This window comes from Xanthomonas sp. LMG 12462 (assembly GCF_009192885.1).
GTDB classification, from domain to species: Bacteria; Pseudomonadota; Gammaproteobacteria; order Xanthomonadales; family Xanthomonadaceae; genus Xanthomonas_A; species Xanthomonas_A sontii.
Genome location: NZ_NMPP01000060.1, coordinates 1 through 15497 on the forward strand (window position 1 = coordinate 1; position 15497 = coordinate 15497).

The following is a 15497-nucleotide window of genomic DNA, read 5'->3' on the forward strand; positions in this document are numbered from 1 at the left end:
GGCACCGGTCCGCTGCCGCGCATCGCCATCGCCGAGGCCGCCGCCGAGCAGCTGTCGCTGGCGCTGAGCAACCTGCGCCTGCGCGAGTCGCTGCGCCTGCAGTCGATCCGCGACCCGCTCACCGGCCTGTTCAACCGGCGCTACCTGGAAGAATCGCTCAACCACGAACTGGCCCGCTGCGGACGCCGGCAGATGCCGCTGTCGCTGCTGATGCTGGACGTGGACCATTTCAAGCAGTTCAACGACCTGCACGGCCACGGCGGCGGCGACGCCCTGCTGGCGGCGGTCGGGCAGATGCTGTCGACGCGGCTGCGCGGCGAGGACATCGCCTGCCGCTACGGCGGCGAGGAGTTCACGGTGATCCTGCCGGAGACCGGGCCGGAACAGGCGCAGGCCATCGCCGAGCAGATCCGCAGCGCTGCCCAGCAATTGAGCGCGACCGTGGACGGCAAGGCGCTGCCGGCGGTGACCATGTCGATCGGCGTGGCCAGCTATGCGCGCGACGGCGTGGTCGCCACCACCCTGCTGCGCAAGGCCGATGCGGCGCTGTACCGGGCCAAGCGCTGCGGCCGCAACCAGGTGCAGGCCTACGACCCGGCGCTGGACGGCATGGGCTGAACCGGCGGCGGTCGCGGTCGGGCCGTCGTTTTGAAGAAAGCGTCACAAAACCGACGCGATAGAGCGGCGATAGTCGCGCTTCCCCCGACTGGAGACGACAGCCCATGTCCATCTGGAAAGACCAGGGTCCCGCGCGCAAGGATGGCCTGCCGCCCGTTCCCGGCAACGGCGCGTTGCCGCCGGAGCCGCGCCCGCCGGGCGATGCCGCCCCAGGCGAACCGCTCGCCGCGGTCGCCGCCGCCGCCCCTGCCGCCCGCGCCCCTGCGCCGGCACCCGCCGCGAAGGAATCGCTGATCGCCGCCGACATCAGCATCGAGGGCAAGATCGAGGGCACCGGCCACATCCGCATCGCCGGCAAGTTCAAGGGCGACGTCAACGTGCAGGGCGACCTCACCATCGAGACCGGCGCCAAGCTCAGCGGCGGCGTGCGTGCCGACAAGGTGGTGATCGCCGGCGAGCTGGAAGGCAACATCGAATCGGCCTCGCGGGTGGAGCTGCTTGCGTCCGGCGCGCTGATCGGCGACGTCAAGGCCGGCTCGCTGACCGTGGCCGCCGGCTCGCGCATGCGCGGCCAGGCCGACTTCGGCTGGGACGACGACAAACATGCCCGCAAGGGCGGCAAGCCCGCGGAGTCCGACGCCGGCGCATGAGCAGCCCGCGTCCCGGCAGTCCGGGGGCGACCCGGACCTGCCCGCACTGCAAGGCCACCATTCTCGAAAGCGCCAGCGTCTGCCCGGCGTGCAAGCACCACCTGCGCTTCGATTCGGCGGTGCTGCAGCAGTCGGCGCCATCGGCGCTGGTGCCACTGCGGGTGGAAGGGAGCATCCGCCACCCGGCCGACGGCAGCGCCTGGGAGTACACCGTGCTGGTCAGCATCCGCAACGGCCGCGGCGAGGAGATCAAGCGCCAGTTGGTCGGCGTCGGCGCCATGCTCGACGGCGAGGAACGCAGTTTCACGCTCTCGGTCGAGGCGACGCCGGTGCGGGGTGGGAAGCGCGGGAGGCATTAGCGTCTGTGGCGCTGGGATTGGGGATTGGGGATTCGTAGGAGCCTGGCCCCTCTCCCGTCGGGAGAGGGGTGGGGTGAGAGTACGGCCGCGCGTCGCCTCTGATCACCGCACTTGCTGCGTGGCTACGTTGGCCGCCGTACCCTCATCCGCCCCTTCGGGGCACCTTCTCCCGGAGGGAGAAGGAAGTGCCGGCCCGCTTTTCTACATGCCGAGGGCGCGCTGGCCTTCATACCGCAACTCATGGCATTGCAGAAGCTGAGCCCCTCTCCCGTCGGGAGAGGGGTTGGGGTGAGGGTACGGCCGCGCGACGCCGGTGATCGCTGCACTTGCTGTCTGGCGACGCTGGCCGCCGTACCCTCATCCGCCCCTTCGGGGCACCTTCTCCCGAAGGGAGAAGGAAGTCCCGGCTAGCCCAATTTTCCACATGCCGAGGGCGCGCTGGCCTCCATAGCGCAGCCCAAGGCATCGCGGAAGCTGAGCCCCTCTCCCACCGGGAGAGGGGTTGGGGTGAGGGTACGGCCGCGCGTCTCCGGTGATCGCTGCAGTTGCTGCCTGACTAGGCTGGCAGCCGTACCCTCATCCGCCCCTTCGGGGCACCTTCTCCCGGAGGGAGAAGGAAGTGCCGGCCCGCTTTTCTACATGTCGAGGGCGCGCTGGCCTTCATACCGCAACTCATGGCATTGCAGAAGCTGAGCCCCTCTCCCGTCGGGAGAGGGGTTGGGGTGAGGGTACGGTCGCGCGACGCCGGTGATCGCTGCACTTGCTGCATGACTAGGCTGGCAGCCGTACCCTCATCCGCCCCTTCGGGGCACCTTCCCCCAAAAAGGGGGCCGTGGTCCCGGAGGGAGAAGGAAGTGCCGGCCCACTCATTTCCCACTTGGCGACGGCGCGGTGGGTCGCCATGGCGCAGGCCTACGGCAACGCACGCGCCAGCAGTTCCTCGACCGGCGCACCCGCCTGCAGCGTGCCAAACGCCAGTCCATGCGCGCCGGCCAGTCGGCTTTGCACGAACACAGTGGCGGCCGGACTGCCGCTGCGCAGCAGGAGCGCGGCCTGCAAGGCCAGTGCGATGCGTTCGGCCAGGCGCCGTGCGCTGTACTCGTCCACTTCGGCGTTGCCGGACAGCGACGCGCGCAGTGCGTCCAACGCCGCGTCATAGGCCGGGTCGGTGCCGCCCGCCGTCTGCAACTCCGCCAGCACCGCGGCCGCGCTGGCCGGTTCGCGCGCCAGCGCGCGCAGCACGTCCAGGCACTGGATGTTGCCGCTGCCCTCCCAGATCGAATTCAGCGGCGCCTGCCGGTACAGCCGCGGCAGGATCGACTCCTCGACGTAGCCGGCACCGCCCAGGCATTCCTGCGCCTCGTTGACGAAGGCCGGCGCGCGCTTGCACAGCCAGTACTTGCCCAGCGCGGTGGCAATGCGCGCGAATGCGGCCTCGGCGGCATCGGCGTCGGCGGCATCCACCGCGCGCGCCACCCGCAGCGCGAACGCGGTGGCGGCTTCCGATTCCAGGGCCAGATCGGCCAGCACGTTGCGCATCAGCGGCTGCTCGACCAGGCGCTTGCCGAACGCGATGCGATGCCGCGCGTGGTGCAGCGCCTGGGCGAGCGCCATGCGCATCTGCGCAGCCGCGGCGAGCATGCAGTCGAGCCGGGTGAGCATCACCATGCCGATGATCCGCGCCACGCCACGCCCTTCCTCGCCGACGCGCTGCGCCCAGGCACCGGCGAACTCGACTTCGCTGGACGCGTTGGACCAGTCGCCCAGCTTGTCCTTCAGCCGCATCAGCCGCAGCGCGTTGAGCTGCCCATCGGGCAGGCGCCGTGGCAGCAGGAAGCAGGTCAGGCCGCCCGGCGCCTGCGCCAGCACCAGGAAGCCGTCGGACATCGGTGCGGAGAAGAACCACTTGTGCCCGACCAGACTGTACGCGCCGGCGCCGTCCAGCGGCGTGGCGACGGTGGCGTTGCGGCGCACGTCCGAGCCGCCCTGCTTCTCGGTCATGCCCATGCCGAGGGTGATGCCGGTCTTGTCGGCGATCGGCACGTCGCGCGGGTCGTAGTGCGGCGCGGCGGCCTTGTCGGCCCATTCGCGCAAGGCCGGGTCCTGGCGCAACACCGCGACCGCGGCATGGGTCATGGTCAGCGGGCAACTGGTGCCGGCTTCGGCCTGGTGGTGCAGGTAGCTCAGCGCCGCGCGCGCCACATGCGCGCCCGGCTGCGGGCTGTGCCAGGACAGCCCGGCCACGCCATGGCGCTTGGCCGCGTCCAGCAACTGGTGATAGGCCGGGTGAAACTCGACCGTGTCGATGCGGTGGCCGTAGCGGTCGTGCGTGCGCAGCCGCGGACGGTCGCGGTTGGCGTCGAAGCCAAGCCGATACAGCGCATCGCCGGCCAGCACGCCGTACTGCGCCAGCGTCGCCGCGAAGCCGTCCGCGCCCTCGCGTGCGCAGGCCTCACGCAGCGCCACGTCGTCGGCCCAAAGATCGCGCGGTTCGAACGGCGGCGGCTGATTGTCGACCGTATGCGTGGCGAACGCCGGCAGGTCCGTGTGCATGCATCTCCCTCCCAGAAGCGCTGCACGCATTGTGGCCGATCCGTCGCGTCGCCGCGAACGCGCGGGGCGGATTCTCATCTCCTGCACACCGGCTTGGACACAGTGGCGCCCATGCCGAATGCCGCTTCCCAGGACCTGGTGGTGCTGCGCCCGGAAGGGCTGTACTGCCCCGCCGGCGACTTCCATATCGATCCCTGGCGGCCGGTGCCGCGCGCGGTCATCACCCACGGCCACGGCGACCACGCGCGCTCGGGCATGGGCGAATACCACTGCACCGCCGCCGGCCTGCCGATCCTGCGCTGGCGGCTGGGCGAGCAGGCCTATCGCGCGTACGACTACGGCACCCGCTTCACGCTCGGCCGCGCGCAGGTGTCGCTGCATCCGGCCGGGCACGTGCTCGGCTCGGCGCAGGTACGCATCGAAGTGGATGGCGAGGTCTGGGTCGCCTCGGGCGACTACAAGCGCCAGCCGGATCCGACCTGCGCGCCGTTCGAGGTGGTGCGTTGCGACACCTTCATCACCGAGGCCACCTTCGCCCTGCCGGTGTACCGCTGGCCGGACACCAGCGCGGTGGCGCGCGAGATCGTCGCCTGGCGCCGCGAGTGCGGCGCGCGCGGCGAGGCCGCCGTGCTGTTCTGCTACGCATTGGGCAAGGCGCAGCGCGTGCTCGCCGAACTGCAGCCGTGGGACGATCAGCCGGCGCTGCTGCACGGCGCAGTGGCGGCCGGCGTGGCGGTGTATCGCGAGGCCGGCGTGGCGATGCTGGACACGCGCACCGTGTCCGAACTGGACAAGCGCGCCGACTACGCTGGGCAGCTGGTGCTGGCGCCACCCTCGGCCGCCGGCAGTCCGTGGCTGCGCCGCTTCCGCCATTCGCAACTCGGCTTCGCCTCGGGATGGATGCGGCTGCGCGGCAACCGCCGCCGGCGCAACTACGACCGCGGCTTCGTGGTCTCCGACCATGCCGACTGGCCCGACCTGCTGCGCACCATCGACGAGACCGGCGCGCGGCACGTGATTGCGACCCACGGCAACACCGACGCGATCATCCGCGCGCTCAACGAACGCGGTGTGGCCGCCGAGGCGTTCCGTACCGACTACGGTGGCGAGGAATGAAGCGCTTCGCCGCGCTGTACCGGCAACTGGACCAGAGCACCGCGACGCTGGACAAGCGCGCCGCGCTGGTGGCGTACTTCGAGCAGGCGCCGCCGGCCGACGCGGCCTGGGCGATCTGGTTGCTCAGCGGCGGCAAGCTGCGTCGTATCGCCAACACCCGCGAACTGCGCGAATGGATCGCGGAGGAAAGCGGCCTGCCCGGCTGGCTGGTGGACGACAGCTACGACCACGTCGGCGATCTGGCCGAAACCCTGACCCTGCTGCTGGACGATCCGGCGGAAACCCCGGACCCCGCCCCCCTGCGCGACTGGATCGAGGAACGCCTGCTGCCGGTGGCCGCACAGGACGACGCCGCGCGCCGCGCCGCGGTGGTGGCCGGCTGGCGCAGCCTGGCCTTCGACGAGCGCCTGCTGTTCAACAAGCTGCTGACCGGCGCGCTGCGCGTGGGCGTGTCGCAGCGGCTGGTGCAGCAGGCGCTGGCGGCGATGTCGGGAATCGACATCGCGCGCATCGCCCAGCGCATGCTCGGCGCCTGGTCGCCGACGCCGCAGGCACTGGAACAGTTGCTGTCCGACGAAGTGCTGCCCAGCGACCGCCAGCAGCCCTACCCGTTCTTCCTGGCCTCGCCGCTGGAAGCCGAGGCCGCCACGCTCGGCGCCATCGACGACTGGCTGCTGGAATGGAAGTGGGACGGCATCCGCCTGCAACTGATCCGCCGCGACGGCGAGATGGCGCTGTGGTCGCGTGGCGAGGAACGCCTGGACGGGCGCTTCCCGGAAATCGAAGCCGCCGCGGCGACGTTGCCGCGCGACGCGGTGATCGATGGCGAACTGCTGGTCTGGCGCGAAGGCGAGCCCGCACCGCTGCCGTTCACCGCGCTGCAGACCCGCATCCAGCGCCGCAAGCCCGGTGCAAAGACCCTGGCCGACACGCCGGCGCGGGTGCTCGCCTACGACCTGCTGGAACTGGACGGCCAGGACCTGCGCGAGCAGCCGCTGCAGCAGCGCCGCGCGCAACTGCAGGCGTTGCTGGAGGCGCACGCCGATCCGCGTCTGACGCTGTCGCCGCAGGTACAGGCCGCGACATGGGAGCAGGCGGCAACGCTGCGAGAGGATGCGCGCACGCGCGGCGTGGAAGGCTTGATGCTCAAGCGTGCGACATCGCCCTACCAGTCCGGCCGGCGCCGTGGCGACTGGTGGAAATGGAAGGTGGCGCCGCTGACCATCGACGCGGTGCTGCTGTACGCGCAGGCCGGGCATGGCCGGCGCAGCACGCTGTACACCGACTACACCTTCGGCCTGTGGGATGGCGAGCAACTGGTGCCGGTGGCCAAGGCCTACTCGGGCCTGGACGACAGCGAGATCCTGGCGCTGGACCGCTGGATCCGCGCGCACACCACCGAGCGCTTCGGCCCGGTGCGCGCGGTGACGCCGTACCAGGTGTTCGAGCTGGGTTTCGAGGCGGTGAATCGCAGCAGCCGGCACAAGTCCGGCATCGCCGTGCGCTTCCCGCGCATCCTGCGCTGGCGCCACGACAAGCCGTTCGCCGAGGCCGACCGCTTGACCACGCTGCAGGCGCTGGCGCGATGAGCGCAACCGCGGCGCGCCGGCGCCCGGCCGATGCGCCGCTGTACGCCTGGTTCGCGCAGCAGGGCTGGCAACCGCTGCCGTTCCAGCGCGCGCTGTGGCGGCAGTACCTGGACGGCGGCTCCGGGCTGCTGCACACGCCCACCGGCAGCGGCAAGACCCTGGCTGCGTTCGGCGGCCCGTTGTTGGAGGGTCTGCGTGCGCAGGCCGCGGCGCAGGCGGCCGCCGCCAAACAGACGCCCGCCCGCGGCAACGGCGCCAGCGCGACTGCCAAGACCGTCGCGCCGCCGCGCACGCGCCGGCAGGCGCAGCGCGACCTCAAGTTGCTGTGGATCACCCCGTTGCGCGCGCTCGCCGCCGACACCGTGCGCGCGCTGCGCGAACCGGCACAGGCGCTGGGCCTGGACTGGCAGATCGGCCTGCGCACCGGCGATGCCAGTGCGCGCGACAAGCGCCTGGCGCGCAGCGGCAAGCTCGACGTGCTGGTGACCACGCCCGAATCGCTGGCGCTGCTGCTGTCCTATCCCGACACCGCGCCGCAACTGGCGACGCTGCGCTGCGTGATCGTCGACGAGTGGCACGAACTGCTCGGCAACAAGCGCGGCGTGCTGTTGCAGCTGTGCCTGGCGCGGCTGCGCGGGTGGGCGCCGGCACTGCGCACCTGGGGCCTGTCGGCCACGCTCGGCAACCTCGACGAGGCGCGCGACGTGCTGCTGCCGCACCTGCCGCAGGCGCCGATCGTGGCCGGGGTCAAGCCGCGCACGCTGACCCTGGAGACGTTGGCACCCGCGGTGGGCGAGCGCTTCCCCTGGGCCGGGCACCTGGGCCTGGCGCAATTGCCGCGGGTGCTGGAAAAACTCTTCGCGGTGCGCACCAGCCTGCTGTTCACCAACACCCGCGCGCAGGCCGAGCTGTGGCATCAGGCGCTGACCTCGGTGTGGCCGGAGGAAGCGCACACGCTGGCCCTGCACCACGGCTCACTGGATCCCGCACTGCGCAGCGCTGCCGAGCAAGGCCTGCGCGACGGCAGCCTGCGCTGCGTGGTGGCGACCTCCAGCCTGGACCTGGGCGTGGATTTCCCCGCCGTCGATCAGGTGCTGCAGGTCGGCAGCCCCAAGGGCGTGGCGCGGCTGCTGCAGCGTGCCGGCCGTGCCAAACACCGCCCCGGCGAGGCCGGCCACGTGTTGTGCGTGCCCTCGCACGCGCTGGAACTGGTCGAATACGCCGCGGCGCGCCGCGCCATCGCCCATGGCCGCATCGAATCGCGGCCCTCGCCGCGGCTGTCGCTGGACGTGCTGGCGCAGCACTGCATCACCTGCGCGCTGGGCGGCGGCTTCGCTGCCGACGCGCTGTACGCCGAAGTGCGCGGCACCGCCGCCTTCGCCGCGCTGGACGCACCGACCTGGCAGGCGGTGCTGGAGTTCGTCGTGCAGGGCGGGCGCGCGCTGGCGCAGTATCCGGACTACCGCAAGGTGGTGCTGGACGAAGACGGCCTGTACCGCGTGCACGACCGTCGCATCGCCCTGCGTCATCGCCTGTCGATCGGCACCATCACCAGCGACGGCAGTGTCGCGGTGCGCTTCCTGCGCGGCGGCAGGCTCGGCGCGGTGGAGGAGCAGTTCGTCGGCCGTCTGCGCCGCGGCGATCGCTTCCAGTTCGCCGGGCGCCTGCTGGAACTGGTGCGACTGGAGGACATGACTGCCTACGTGCGCCTGGCCAAGGGCGGCGACGGCAGCGTGCCGAAGTGGATGGGCGGGCGCATGCCGCTGTCTTCGGAACTGGGCCGCGAGGTGGAAGCGGTGTTCGCCGATCCGCGCGGCGAGGCCGAACTGCGCGCACTGGCGCCGCTGCTCGGCCTGCAGCGCGCGCTGTCGGCTCTGCCGGCGCCGCAGCGGCTGCTGGCCGAGCGCGTGCGCGCCCGCGACGGCCAGCACCTGTTCGTGTATCCGTTCGCCGGCCGCCAGGTGCACGAAGGCCTGGCCGCGTTGCTGGCGCTGCGCTGGGGCCGGCGGCAGCGCAATACCTTCAGCTTCGCCGCCAACGACTACGGCTTCGTGCTGTCGCCGGCGGAGGACGCGCCGATCGATGCAGCGCTGCTGCGCGAACTGCTGAGTCCGGCGCAGTTGTTCGAGGATCTGCGAGAGAGCCTCAACCTCGGCGAACTGGCGCGCCGCCAGTTCCGCGAGATCGCCCGCGTCGCCGGCCTGTTGCCGCCCAGCCTGCCCGGCCGCCTGCCGCGCAGCCTGCGCCAGCTGCAGGCCTCCAGCGGCCTGCTGTACGACGTGCTGAGCCGCTTCGATCCCGAGCACCTGCTGCTGGCGCAGGCCGAGCGCGAGGTGTTGCAGGGCGAGATGGAACTGACCCGGCTCGCCGCCACCCTGGACGATTGCGCCGCGCGCGAGCTGGCGCTGCACAGTCCGCGCAGCCTCACGCCACTGGCGTTCCCGCTGTGGGCCGAGAGCATCCGCGGCCAGCTCAGCACCGAGGACTGGAAGGCGCGGGTGATGCGCGCGGCGGCGCAACTGGAGCAGCGCCATGCGCGCTGAACTGGACTGGCGGCTGGCCGGCGAACCGATGCGCCTGCTCGGCGACCGCGCGCTGTACTGGCCGGCGCGGCGGCGGCTGCTGATCGCCGACCTGCACCTGGGCAAGGCCGACGTCTTCCGCCGCGCCGGCATCGGCCTGCCGCGCGGCGGCACCGCGCTCGACCTGGCGCGGCTGTCGGCCCTGCTGCAGGCGCAGGACGCGGCGGAACTGTGGATCCTCGGCGACGTGCTGCACGGCGCCGCAGCCGATGCCGACTGGCAACGCCAGTGGCATGCCTGGCGCGCGCAGCATCCGCAACTGCGCGTGGCGGCGATCACCGGCAACCACGACCGCGCCCTCGCCGGCGCCGGGCTGGACATCGCGCCCCTTGGCATGCAGGTGGAAGACGGCCCGTTCGTGCTGCGCCACGATCCGGCCACCGATGCGCAGCGCCACGTGCTGTGCGGGCACCTGCACCCGCTGGTCAAGCTGCCGGGCCTTCGCCCGCGCTGGCCGGCGTTCTGGCTGCGCGACGGCATGACCGTGCTGCCGGCGTTCTCGCACTTCACCGCCGGCGTCGCCCCGGTGCTGGCGCCGGGCGAACGCCTGGTCGCCTGCGTCGAGGGTGCGGCCCTGGCGCTGCCGGTGGCGACGGCGTAGGTCGGGCGAGGTGGCGGCTGGTCGTGACTGCAACCGAAGTGGTCAGTGCGATGCCATGCTGTGGGAGGGACTTCAGGCCCGATGCGTCCGACTCAAAGGCGTCGGGGCTGAAGCCCCTCCCACAGTGCAGTCGCAATGCATTGCGCGAGTGTTTGGCGCCGTGCCGGAGGAAGCATCGGTGGAACGCCGGGCAGCCCATGACCGCGATCAAAGCAACAAGTGCACTGCCCTAATGTGGGAGGGACTGCAGTCCCGACGCGACCAACTGAAGGGTGTCGGGGCTTAAGCCCCTCCCACAGTGCAGTCGCAATGCATTGCGCGAGTGCTTGGCACCGTGCCGGAGGAAGCATCGGTGGAACGCCGGGCAGCCCATGACCGCGATCAAGGCAACAAGTGCACTGCCTTAGTGTGGGAGGGGCTGCAGTCCCGACGCGACCAACTGAAGGGTGTCGGGGCTTAAGCCCCTCCCACAGTGCAGTCGCAATGCATTGCGCGAGTGCTTGGCACCGTGCGGGAGGAAGCGTCGGCGTAACGCCGGGCAGCCCATGACCGCGATCAAAGCAACAAGTGCACTGCCCTAGTGTGGGAGGGACTTCAGTCCCGACGCGACCAACTGAAGGGTGCCGGGGCTGAAGCCCATCCCACACAAGATTGGCGAATCGCGGCACGACAATGTTGCAAGTGCAAACACAGAACATCGCCGTCGGACCGCGCTCGCCGCGTTGCGCTCTGCACGCGCCGTCGCCGCGACGAATCACCCAGGCGCGCGTCCACCTGCGTCCGCGATCTCGCCGCCTACGGCAGCGCCACGCGCCGCGCCACCGCGTCCTGCAACGCTTCGAGAAACTCTGGCGCCAGCGGCAGCTTGCCGAACCAGCCGTGCTGGGTGCCGCTGAGCACGCGCAGCATGTGTCCGCGGCCCCCCGGCATGCGCCCGGCCGGCAGCATGCCCACATCGCGCAGCCGCGCCATCAGGTCGCGCTCGGACTGGAACAGCGGGGTCAGCCAGCGGCTCCAGAACTGGTACACCGCCACGTGCGCCTGGCGCTGCGCCTGGTAGCGCGCCAATGCCGCGTCGATGTCCGGCGCGGTGCGCAGGCTCTCGCTCAATGCCCAGGCGTCCATCAGGGCCATGTTGACGCCCTGCCCCAGTTGCGGGCTCATCGCATGCGCCGCGTCGCCGGCCAAGACCAGGCGGCCGCGGTACCAGTGCCGCTGCACCGCATCGCGGTAGCTGGCCCGCGCCAGTTGCGCCGGTGCGTCGATCTGCGCCAGGCGTTCGCGCGCCTGCGGCCACAGCTGCGCGATCTCCTCCAGCCACGGCTGCACACCGCGCGCCTGCCAGGCATCGAACTCGGCGGTCGGCAGGCTCCAGAAGAAACTCACCCGCGGCTCGGCATCGCCTGGGCGGGTGCCCACCGGCAGCAGGCCGATCATCTTGCGCGCGGCCACGTAGCGCTGGCGCAGTTCGTCGGCGAAGGCCCAGTCGCCGCGCGGCAGCAGGCACCACAGCGCGCCCCACGGATACATCCGGTCCAGCCGCGTCGCCTGCACCTGCGCGCGCAGCGCCGAGGCCGAGCCGTCGCAGGCGATCACCAGGTCGAATGGCCCGTGCCAGCGGCCGTGCTGGTCCTGCACCCGGCGCAGCGTGTCGTCGATGGCGACGATGCGCGTATCGCGCTGCAGCGTGGCGTAGCCGTCCCAGGCCTGCGCCAGCAGCGCGAACAAGGCGCCGCGCTGCATGCCCAGCCCGAACAGGCGCGCCTCCAGGTCGCGGTAGCGCATGTCCATCACCGCGCGCCCGCACGGGGTCTCGCCGTACAGGCGGTGCACCGGCGCGCCGTAGGCCAGGGCCTGATCGAGCAGGCCGATCCGCCACAGCACCTGCAGGCCGGTCGGCTGCAGCAGGAAACCGGCGCCGACCGGCCCGGGCTCGGCGGCGCGCTCGAACACCTGCACGCGGTGCCCGTCGCGCGCCAGCAGCAGCGCCAGTGCCTGGCCTGCGGTGCCATACCCCACGATCCCGATCTGCAATCCTTGCGTCATTGCCTGCACCGCCTGCCGACGCCGACACCACGGCGTCTCCCATAAAAAACCCCGCCGAAGCGGGGTTCAAGGCACAACCGAGTCAACGCGCGCGCTTACTCGACCGGCGTGATATTCGAGGCTTGCGCGCCCTTCGGACCCTGGGTCACGTCGTAGCTGACACGCTGTCCTTCCTGCAGGCTGCGGAAGCCCTTGGAGTTGATCGCGGAGAAGTGCGCGAACACATCGGCGCTACCGTCTTCCGGAGAAATAAAACCAAATCCCTTGGCGTCGTTGAACCACTTGACGGTACCGTTCGGCATGGTGATGCGAGACCTTTTGCAGTGAATGGGTGGTGGTTGTGCGGCAGCCGCACCGGCGGAGTATGCAAAGCTTGCGCAACGAAGACAATCACCCGCGCGCCAGTTCCCCCACCAGCTCCGGCAGCCCGACCGAGGCCGCCTCGACATTGGCCAGCACCTCGGCCAGGGTGATTTCCTCGGCGTCGCCGCAGCCGGCCGCCCAGTTCGCCACGATCGCCAGGCAGGCGTAGTCCAGGCCCAGCTCGCGCGCCAACCCGGCTTCCGGCATGCCGGTCATGCCGACCAGGTCGCAACCGTCGCGGCGCAGCCGCGCGATCTCGGCGATGGTTTCCAGGCGCGGCCCCTGCGTGGCGGCGTAGCAGCCACCGTCCACAAGCGCGGTGCCGGTGACGCGCGCGGCGGCGAGGATCTTGCTGCGCAGCAGCGGCGAATACGGATGACCGAAATCCACATGCAGCACCTCGCTGCCCGGCTCTTCGCACAGGGTGGAGATGCGCCCCCAGGTGTAGTCGATGAGCTGATCCGGGCAGGCCAGCACGCGCGGGCCGAAGCGCTCGGTGATGCCGCCCACCGTGTTCAACGCGAGCACGCGCGTGGTGCCGATCTGCTGCAGCGCAGCAAGGTTGGCACGGTAGTTGATCTTGTGCGGCGGCAGCGAATGGCCTTCGCCGTGGCGGGCCAGGAAGGCGACGCGGTGGCCGAGCAGCGTGCCGACCCGCACCGGGCCGGAAGGCGCGCCGTAGCGCGTCTCGACCTCGTGGGTCTGCACGTCGTCCAACTGTGCGAGCTTGTAGACGCCGGTGCCGCCGATGACGGCCAGTGCGATGTTGTCCAATGCGGATCCTCGAACGAAAGGGAACGCCTGCGCCGGCGACGCGCGCCGGCAGCGGGAAACGGCAGCGACGCAGGCGAGGCTGGCTCGCCTGGCCGCTTACTCCTTCATCGCGTAGATCGCCGGCAGGTTGCGCAGCGCCTCGTTGACGTCCATGCCGAAGCCGAACACGTAGCGGTCAGGCACTTCGACGCCGACGTAGTCGGCGCTGACCCCGGGCACGCAGCGGTCGTGGCGCTTGACCGTCAGCGCGGCGATGCGCACGTCGGTGGCGCCCTGCTCCAGGCACCACTCGCGCACTGCCTTCAGGGTCAGGCCTTCGTCGAGGATGTCGTCGAGCAACAGCACGCGGCGGCCGTACAGCGCGGTGGCCGGGCGGTGCTTCCATACCAGTTCGCCGCCGACGGTCTCGCCGCGGTAGCGGGTGGCGTGCAGGTAGTCCAGTTGCAGGTCCTGGCCGCGGCTGCCCAGTTCCAGCGCCAGCTGGCCGGCGAACGGCAGCGCGCCGTGCATGATGGTCAGGTAGACCGGGGTTTCGCCGCGGTAGTCGGCGGCGATGGCGTCGGCCATCTGGGCGATGGCCTGGTCGATGCGGGTGCGATCGACCAGCAGGTCGGCCTGGGCCAGGGCCTGGGCGATGGTGAGAGTGGACATCAGGCGGTTTTTCCGAAGGTGGAGAGCAGATGGGATTGGGTGTGGCCATAGCGGGCATCGGCCAGCAGGCCGTCCCAGCCAAGGCCGCCGCGGCCGATCAGGCCGAGCAGCGCGGCGGTGTTGAGCGGGCGATCGCGCACGGCCTGCAGCGAGTCTTCGACCAGTTCCGGGTGGCAGACCAGCACCACGTCGCAGCCGGCGTCCAGGTGCGCAGTGACCCGCGCGGCGACGCCGCCGGCGGCGAACGAGGCGGCCATGCCGATGTCGTCGGAGAACACCACGCCACGGAAGCCCAGCTCCTGGCGCAGGATCTGCTGGATCCAGCGCGGCGAGTAGCCGGCCGGTTCCGGCGCCACCTGCGGGTAGACCACGTGCGCCATCATCACCGCATCGGCGCCGGCGGCGATGCCGGCGGCGAACGGCACCAGGTCTTCCTGGCGCAGGGTGTCCAGCGAACGCGGGTCCTCGGCGTCGTCGACGTGGGTGTCCTCGAGCACGGTGCCATGGCCGGGGAAATGCTTGAGGGTGGCGCCCATGCCGACGCTGTGCATGCCGCGCACATAGGCCGCGGCGAAGGCCGCGACCACCTGCGGATCGTCGCTGAAGGCGCGGTCGCCGATGGCGCGGTTGCCGCGGGCCAGGTCCAGCACCGGGGCGAAGCTGAGGTCGATGCCGCTGGCGCGAATCTCGCTGGCCATCAGCCAGGCGTGCTGCTCGGCCATCTCCAGCGCAGCGGCCGGATCGCGCGCGTACAGCGCGCCGAAATCCTGCAGCGGCGGCAATGCGCTGTAGCCCTCGCGGAAGCGCTGCACGCGCCCGCCTTCCTGGTCCACGCAGAGCAGCAGCGGCCGCGGCGTGGCGGCGCGGATCGCCGCGCTCAACTCGGTCACCTGCGCGCGCGAGGCGAAATTGCGTTTGAACAGGACCACGCCGGCCACCGCATCGTGCTGCAGCCAGTCGCGCTCCTGCGCGGTGAGTTCGGTACCGGCAACGCCGATCGCGAGCATGCGGGGGATTCCTCCTGCCGGCGCGGTTCAGGCGCCTGTGGGTCGGCATTGTCGCAGATGCCGGCGTCGGCGGCAGGTCGCGCCGCTGCCAGCTGACACGTCTCGGTAATGAACGCGTCCGAGTTGAGGCGCGCGCAAGGCGGCCTTGCGGCCCGTTGCCTGGCTGCCGTGGCTGGCGCGCGCGGGATGCGGGACACGTCCACGGCGAACCGGCATGGGCATCAGCAGGACGCCTGCGCATCACCGCGGGAAGCCCCTCGCCTCCTGCGACGCTGTCTGGCGCGCCGCACGCGGCGCGGGAAGCCCAACGTACAGCGCGCGACGTCCTAGACCGCGCAGCCGTCCGGACCGCAATCGCGGCCCGCCTGGGCGTCGGCCAGCAAACCGCGCACGGTGGCGGCGAACACCTCCGGCGGCTGCGCGCCCTGCAGCGCCTGACGGCCATCGATGACGTAGGTGGGCACCGCGCGGATGCCCATGGCCTGCGCCTGCTGCAGTTCCGCCTCGATCTCGTCCAGTCCCTCGTCGCCGGCCAGCAGCGCCTGCACCCGCGCCGCCGACAACCCACCGGCGGCGCGGGTGCAGGCG

At 71.3% G+C, this 15497-nt stretch carries 14 protein-coding genes; 7 read left to right on the forward strand and 7 right to left on the reverse strand.

The window, feature by feature from the left end; all coding sequences use genetic code 11:
- The 3 genes from CEK69_RS14830 to CEK69_RS14840 all read left to right on the forward strand — a co-directional run.
- A partial coding sequence (locus tag CEK69_RS14830) for a GGDEF domain-containing protein (protein WP_152246411.1) occupies nucleotides 1-618 on the forward strand: 618 nt, incomplete at its 5' end.
- Between the two features lie 104 nt (nucleotides 619-722).
- Nucleotides 723-1268, forward strand: a complete 546-nt coding sequence (locus CEK69_RS14835; protein WP_152246412.1) for a polymer-forming cytoskeletal protein — start codon at nucleotides 723-725, stop codon at nucleotides 1266-1268.
- Nucleotides 1265-1627: a hypothetical protein gene (locus tag CEK69_RS14840; RefSeq protein ID WP_152181262.1), complete on the forward strand. Its 363-nt coding sequence runs from the start codon at nucleotides 1265-1267 to the stop codon at nucleotides 1625-1627. Before CEK69_RS14835 ends, CEK69_RS14840 begins: the two co-directional genes overlap by 4 nt.
- Before the next feature lie 912 nt (nucleotides 1628-2539).
- On the opposite strand, the gene CEK69_RS14845 is transcribed toward CEK69_RS14840, so the two are convergent.
- Nucleotides 2540-4180 (reverse strand): acyl-CoA dehydrogenase family protein, encoded by a 1641-nt coding sequence (locus CEK69_RS14845; protein ID WP_152246414.1) that lies wholly within the window; start codon nucleotides 4178-4180, stop codon nucleotides 2540-2542.
- 111 nt (nucleotides 4181-4291) lie between these two features.
- Here CEK69_RS14845 and CEK69_RS14850 point away from each other — a divergent pair, with 111 nt between their 5' ends.
- The 4 genes from CEK69_RS14850 to pdeM are packed head-to-tail and all read left to right on the forward strand — an operon-like array spanning nucleotide 4292 to nucleotide 10068.
- A complete protein-coding gene (locus CEK69_RS14850; RefSeq protein WP_152246416.1) occupies nucleotides 4292-5296 on the forward strand; it encodes a ligase-associated DNA damage response exonuclease in 1005 nt (334 codons plus the stop codon).
- Nucleotides 5293-6885 (forward strand): ATP-dependent DNA ligase, encoded by a 1593-nt coding sequence (locus CEK69_RS14855; protein ID WP_152246418.1) that lies wholly within the window; start codon nucleotides 5293-5295, stop codon nucleotides 6883-6885. Before CEK69_RS14850 ends, CEK69_RS14855 begins: the two co-directional genes overlap by 4 nt.
- On the forward strand, nucleotides 6882-9428 hold the full coding sequence (locus CEK69_RS14860) for a ligase-associated DNA damage response DEXH box helicase (protein WP_152246420.1): 2547 nt from the start codon (nucleotides 6882-6884) through the stop codon (nucleotides 9426-9428). Before CEK69_RS14855 ends, CEK69_RS14860 begins: the two co-directional genes overlap by 4 nt.
- On the forward strand, nucleotides 9418-10068 hold the full coding sequence (pdeM, locus tag CEK69_RS14865) for a ligase-associated DNA damage response endonuclease PdeM (protein WP_152246422.1): 651 nt from the start codon (nucleotides 9418-9420) through the stop codon (nucleotides 10066-10068). The genes CEK69_RS14860 and pdeM overlap by 11 nt, the downstream gene beginning before the upstream one ends.
- Nucleotides 10069-10863: 795 nt before the next feature.
- Here pdeM and CEK69_RS14870 read toward each other — a convergent pair.
- The 6 genes from CEK69_RS14870 to CEK69_RS14895 form a co-directional block, all read right to left on the reverse strand.
- The gene (locus tag CEK69_RS14870) at nucleotides 10864-12114 is read right to left on the reverse strand and encodes an NAD(P)/FAD-dependent oxidoreductase (RefSeq protein ID WP_193314002.1); all 1251 of its coding nucleotides are present in this window, start codon (nucleotides 12112-12114) and stop codon (nucleotides 10864-10866) included.
- Nucleotides 12115-12209: 95 nt separating this feature from the next.
- The gene (locus CEK69_RS14875; RefSeq protein ID WP_003488188.1) at nucleotides 12210-12416 is read right to left on the reverse strand and encodes a cold-shock protein; all 207 of its coding nucleotides are present in this window, start codon (nucleotides 12414-12416) and stop codon (nucleotides 12210-12212) included.
- A gap of 88 nt (nucleotides 12417-12504) precedes the next feature.
- Nucleotides 12505-13251 carry an S-methyl-5'-thioinosine phosphorylase gene (locus tag CEK69_RS14880; protein WP_152246424.1) on the reverse strand — a complete coding sequence of 249 codons (747 nt, stop codon included), beginning with the start codon at nucleotides 13249-13251 and terminating at the stop codon, nucleotides 12505-12507.
- A gap of 96 nt (nucleotides 13252-13347) precedes the next feature.
- Nucleotides 13348-13902, reverse strand: a complete 555-nt coding sequence (locus CEK69_RS14885; RefSeq protein WP_017917414.1) for a hypoxanthine-guanine phosphoribosyltransferase — start codon at nucleotides 13900-13902, stop codon at nucleotides 13348-13350.
- Entirely contained in the window at nucleotides 13902-14909 is a 1008-nt protein-coding gene (gene nagZ / locus CEK69_RS14890) for a beta-N-acetylhexosaminidase (protein WP_152246426.1), read from the reverse strand. The genes CEK69_RS14885 and nagZ overlap by 1 nt, the downstream gene beginning before the upstream one ends.
- Nucleotides 14910-15235: 326 nt before the next feature.
- A partial coding sequence (locus CEK69_RS14895; RefSeq protein WP_193314003.1) for a DsbA family protein occupies nucleotides 15236-15497 on the reverse strand: 262 nt, incomplete at its 5' end.

Bases quoted from the DNA above. Each gene is read 5' to 3' on its own strand.
- CEK69_RS14835 (WP_152246412.1), top strand. From the start codon at position 723: ATGTCCATCTGGAAAGACCAGGGTCCCGCGCGCAAGGATGGCCTGCCG.
- CEK69_RS14840 (WP_152181262.1), top strand. From the start codon at position 1,265: ATGAGCAGCCCGCGTCCCGGCAGTCCGGGGGCGACCCGGACCTGCCCG.
- CEK69_RS14845 (WP_152246414.1), bottom strand. From the start codon at position 4,180: ATGCACACGGACCTGCCGGCGTTCGCCACGCATACGGTCGACAATCAG.
- CEK69_RS14850 (WP_152246416.1), top strand. From the start codon at position 4,292: ATGCCGAATGCCGCTTCCCAGGACCTGGTGGTGCTGCGCCCGGAAGGG.
- CEK69_RS14855 (WP_152246418.1), top strand. From the start codon at position 5,293: ATGAAGCGCTTCGCCGCGCTGTACCGGCAACTGGACCAGAGCACCGCG.
- CEK69_RS14860 (WP_152246420.1), top strand. From the start codon at position 6,882: ATGAGCGCAACCGCGGCGCGCCGGCGCCCGGCCGATGCGCCGCTGTAC.
- pdeM (WP_152246422.1), top strand. From the start codon at position 9,418: ATGCGCGCTGAACTGGACTGGCGGCTGGCCGGCGAACCGATGCGCCTG.
- CEK69_RS14870 (WP_193314002.1), bottom strand. From the start codon at position 12,114: ATGACGCAAGGATTGCAGATCGGGATCGTGGGGTATGGCACCGCAGGC.
- CEK69_RS14875 (WP_003488188.1), bottom strand. From the start codon at position 12,416: ATGCCGAACGGTACCGTCAAGTGGTTCAACGACGCCAAGGGATTTGGT.
- CEK69_RS14885 (WP_017917414.1), bottom strand. From the start codon at position 13,902: ATGTCCACTCTCACCATCGCCCAGGCCCTGGCCCAGGCCGACCTGCTG.
- nagZ (WP_152246426.1), bottom strand. From the start codon at position 14,909: ATGCTCGCGATCGGCGTTGCCGGTACCGAACTCACCGCGCAGGAGCGC.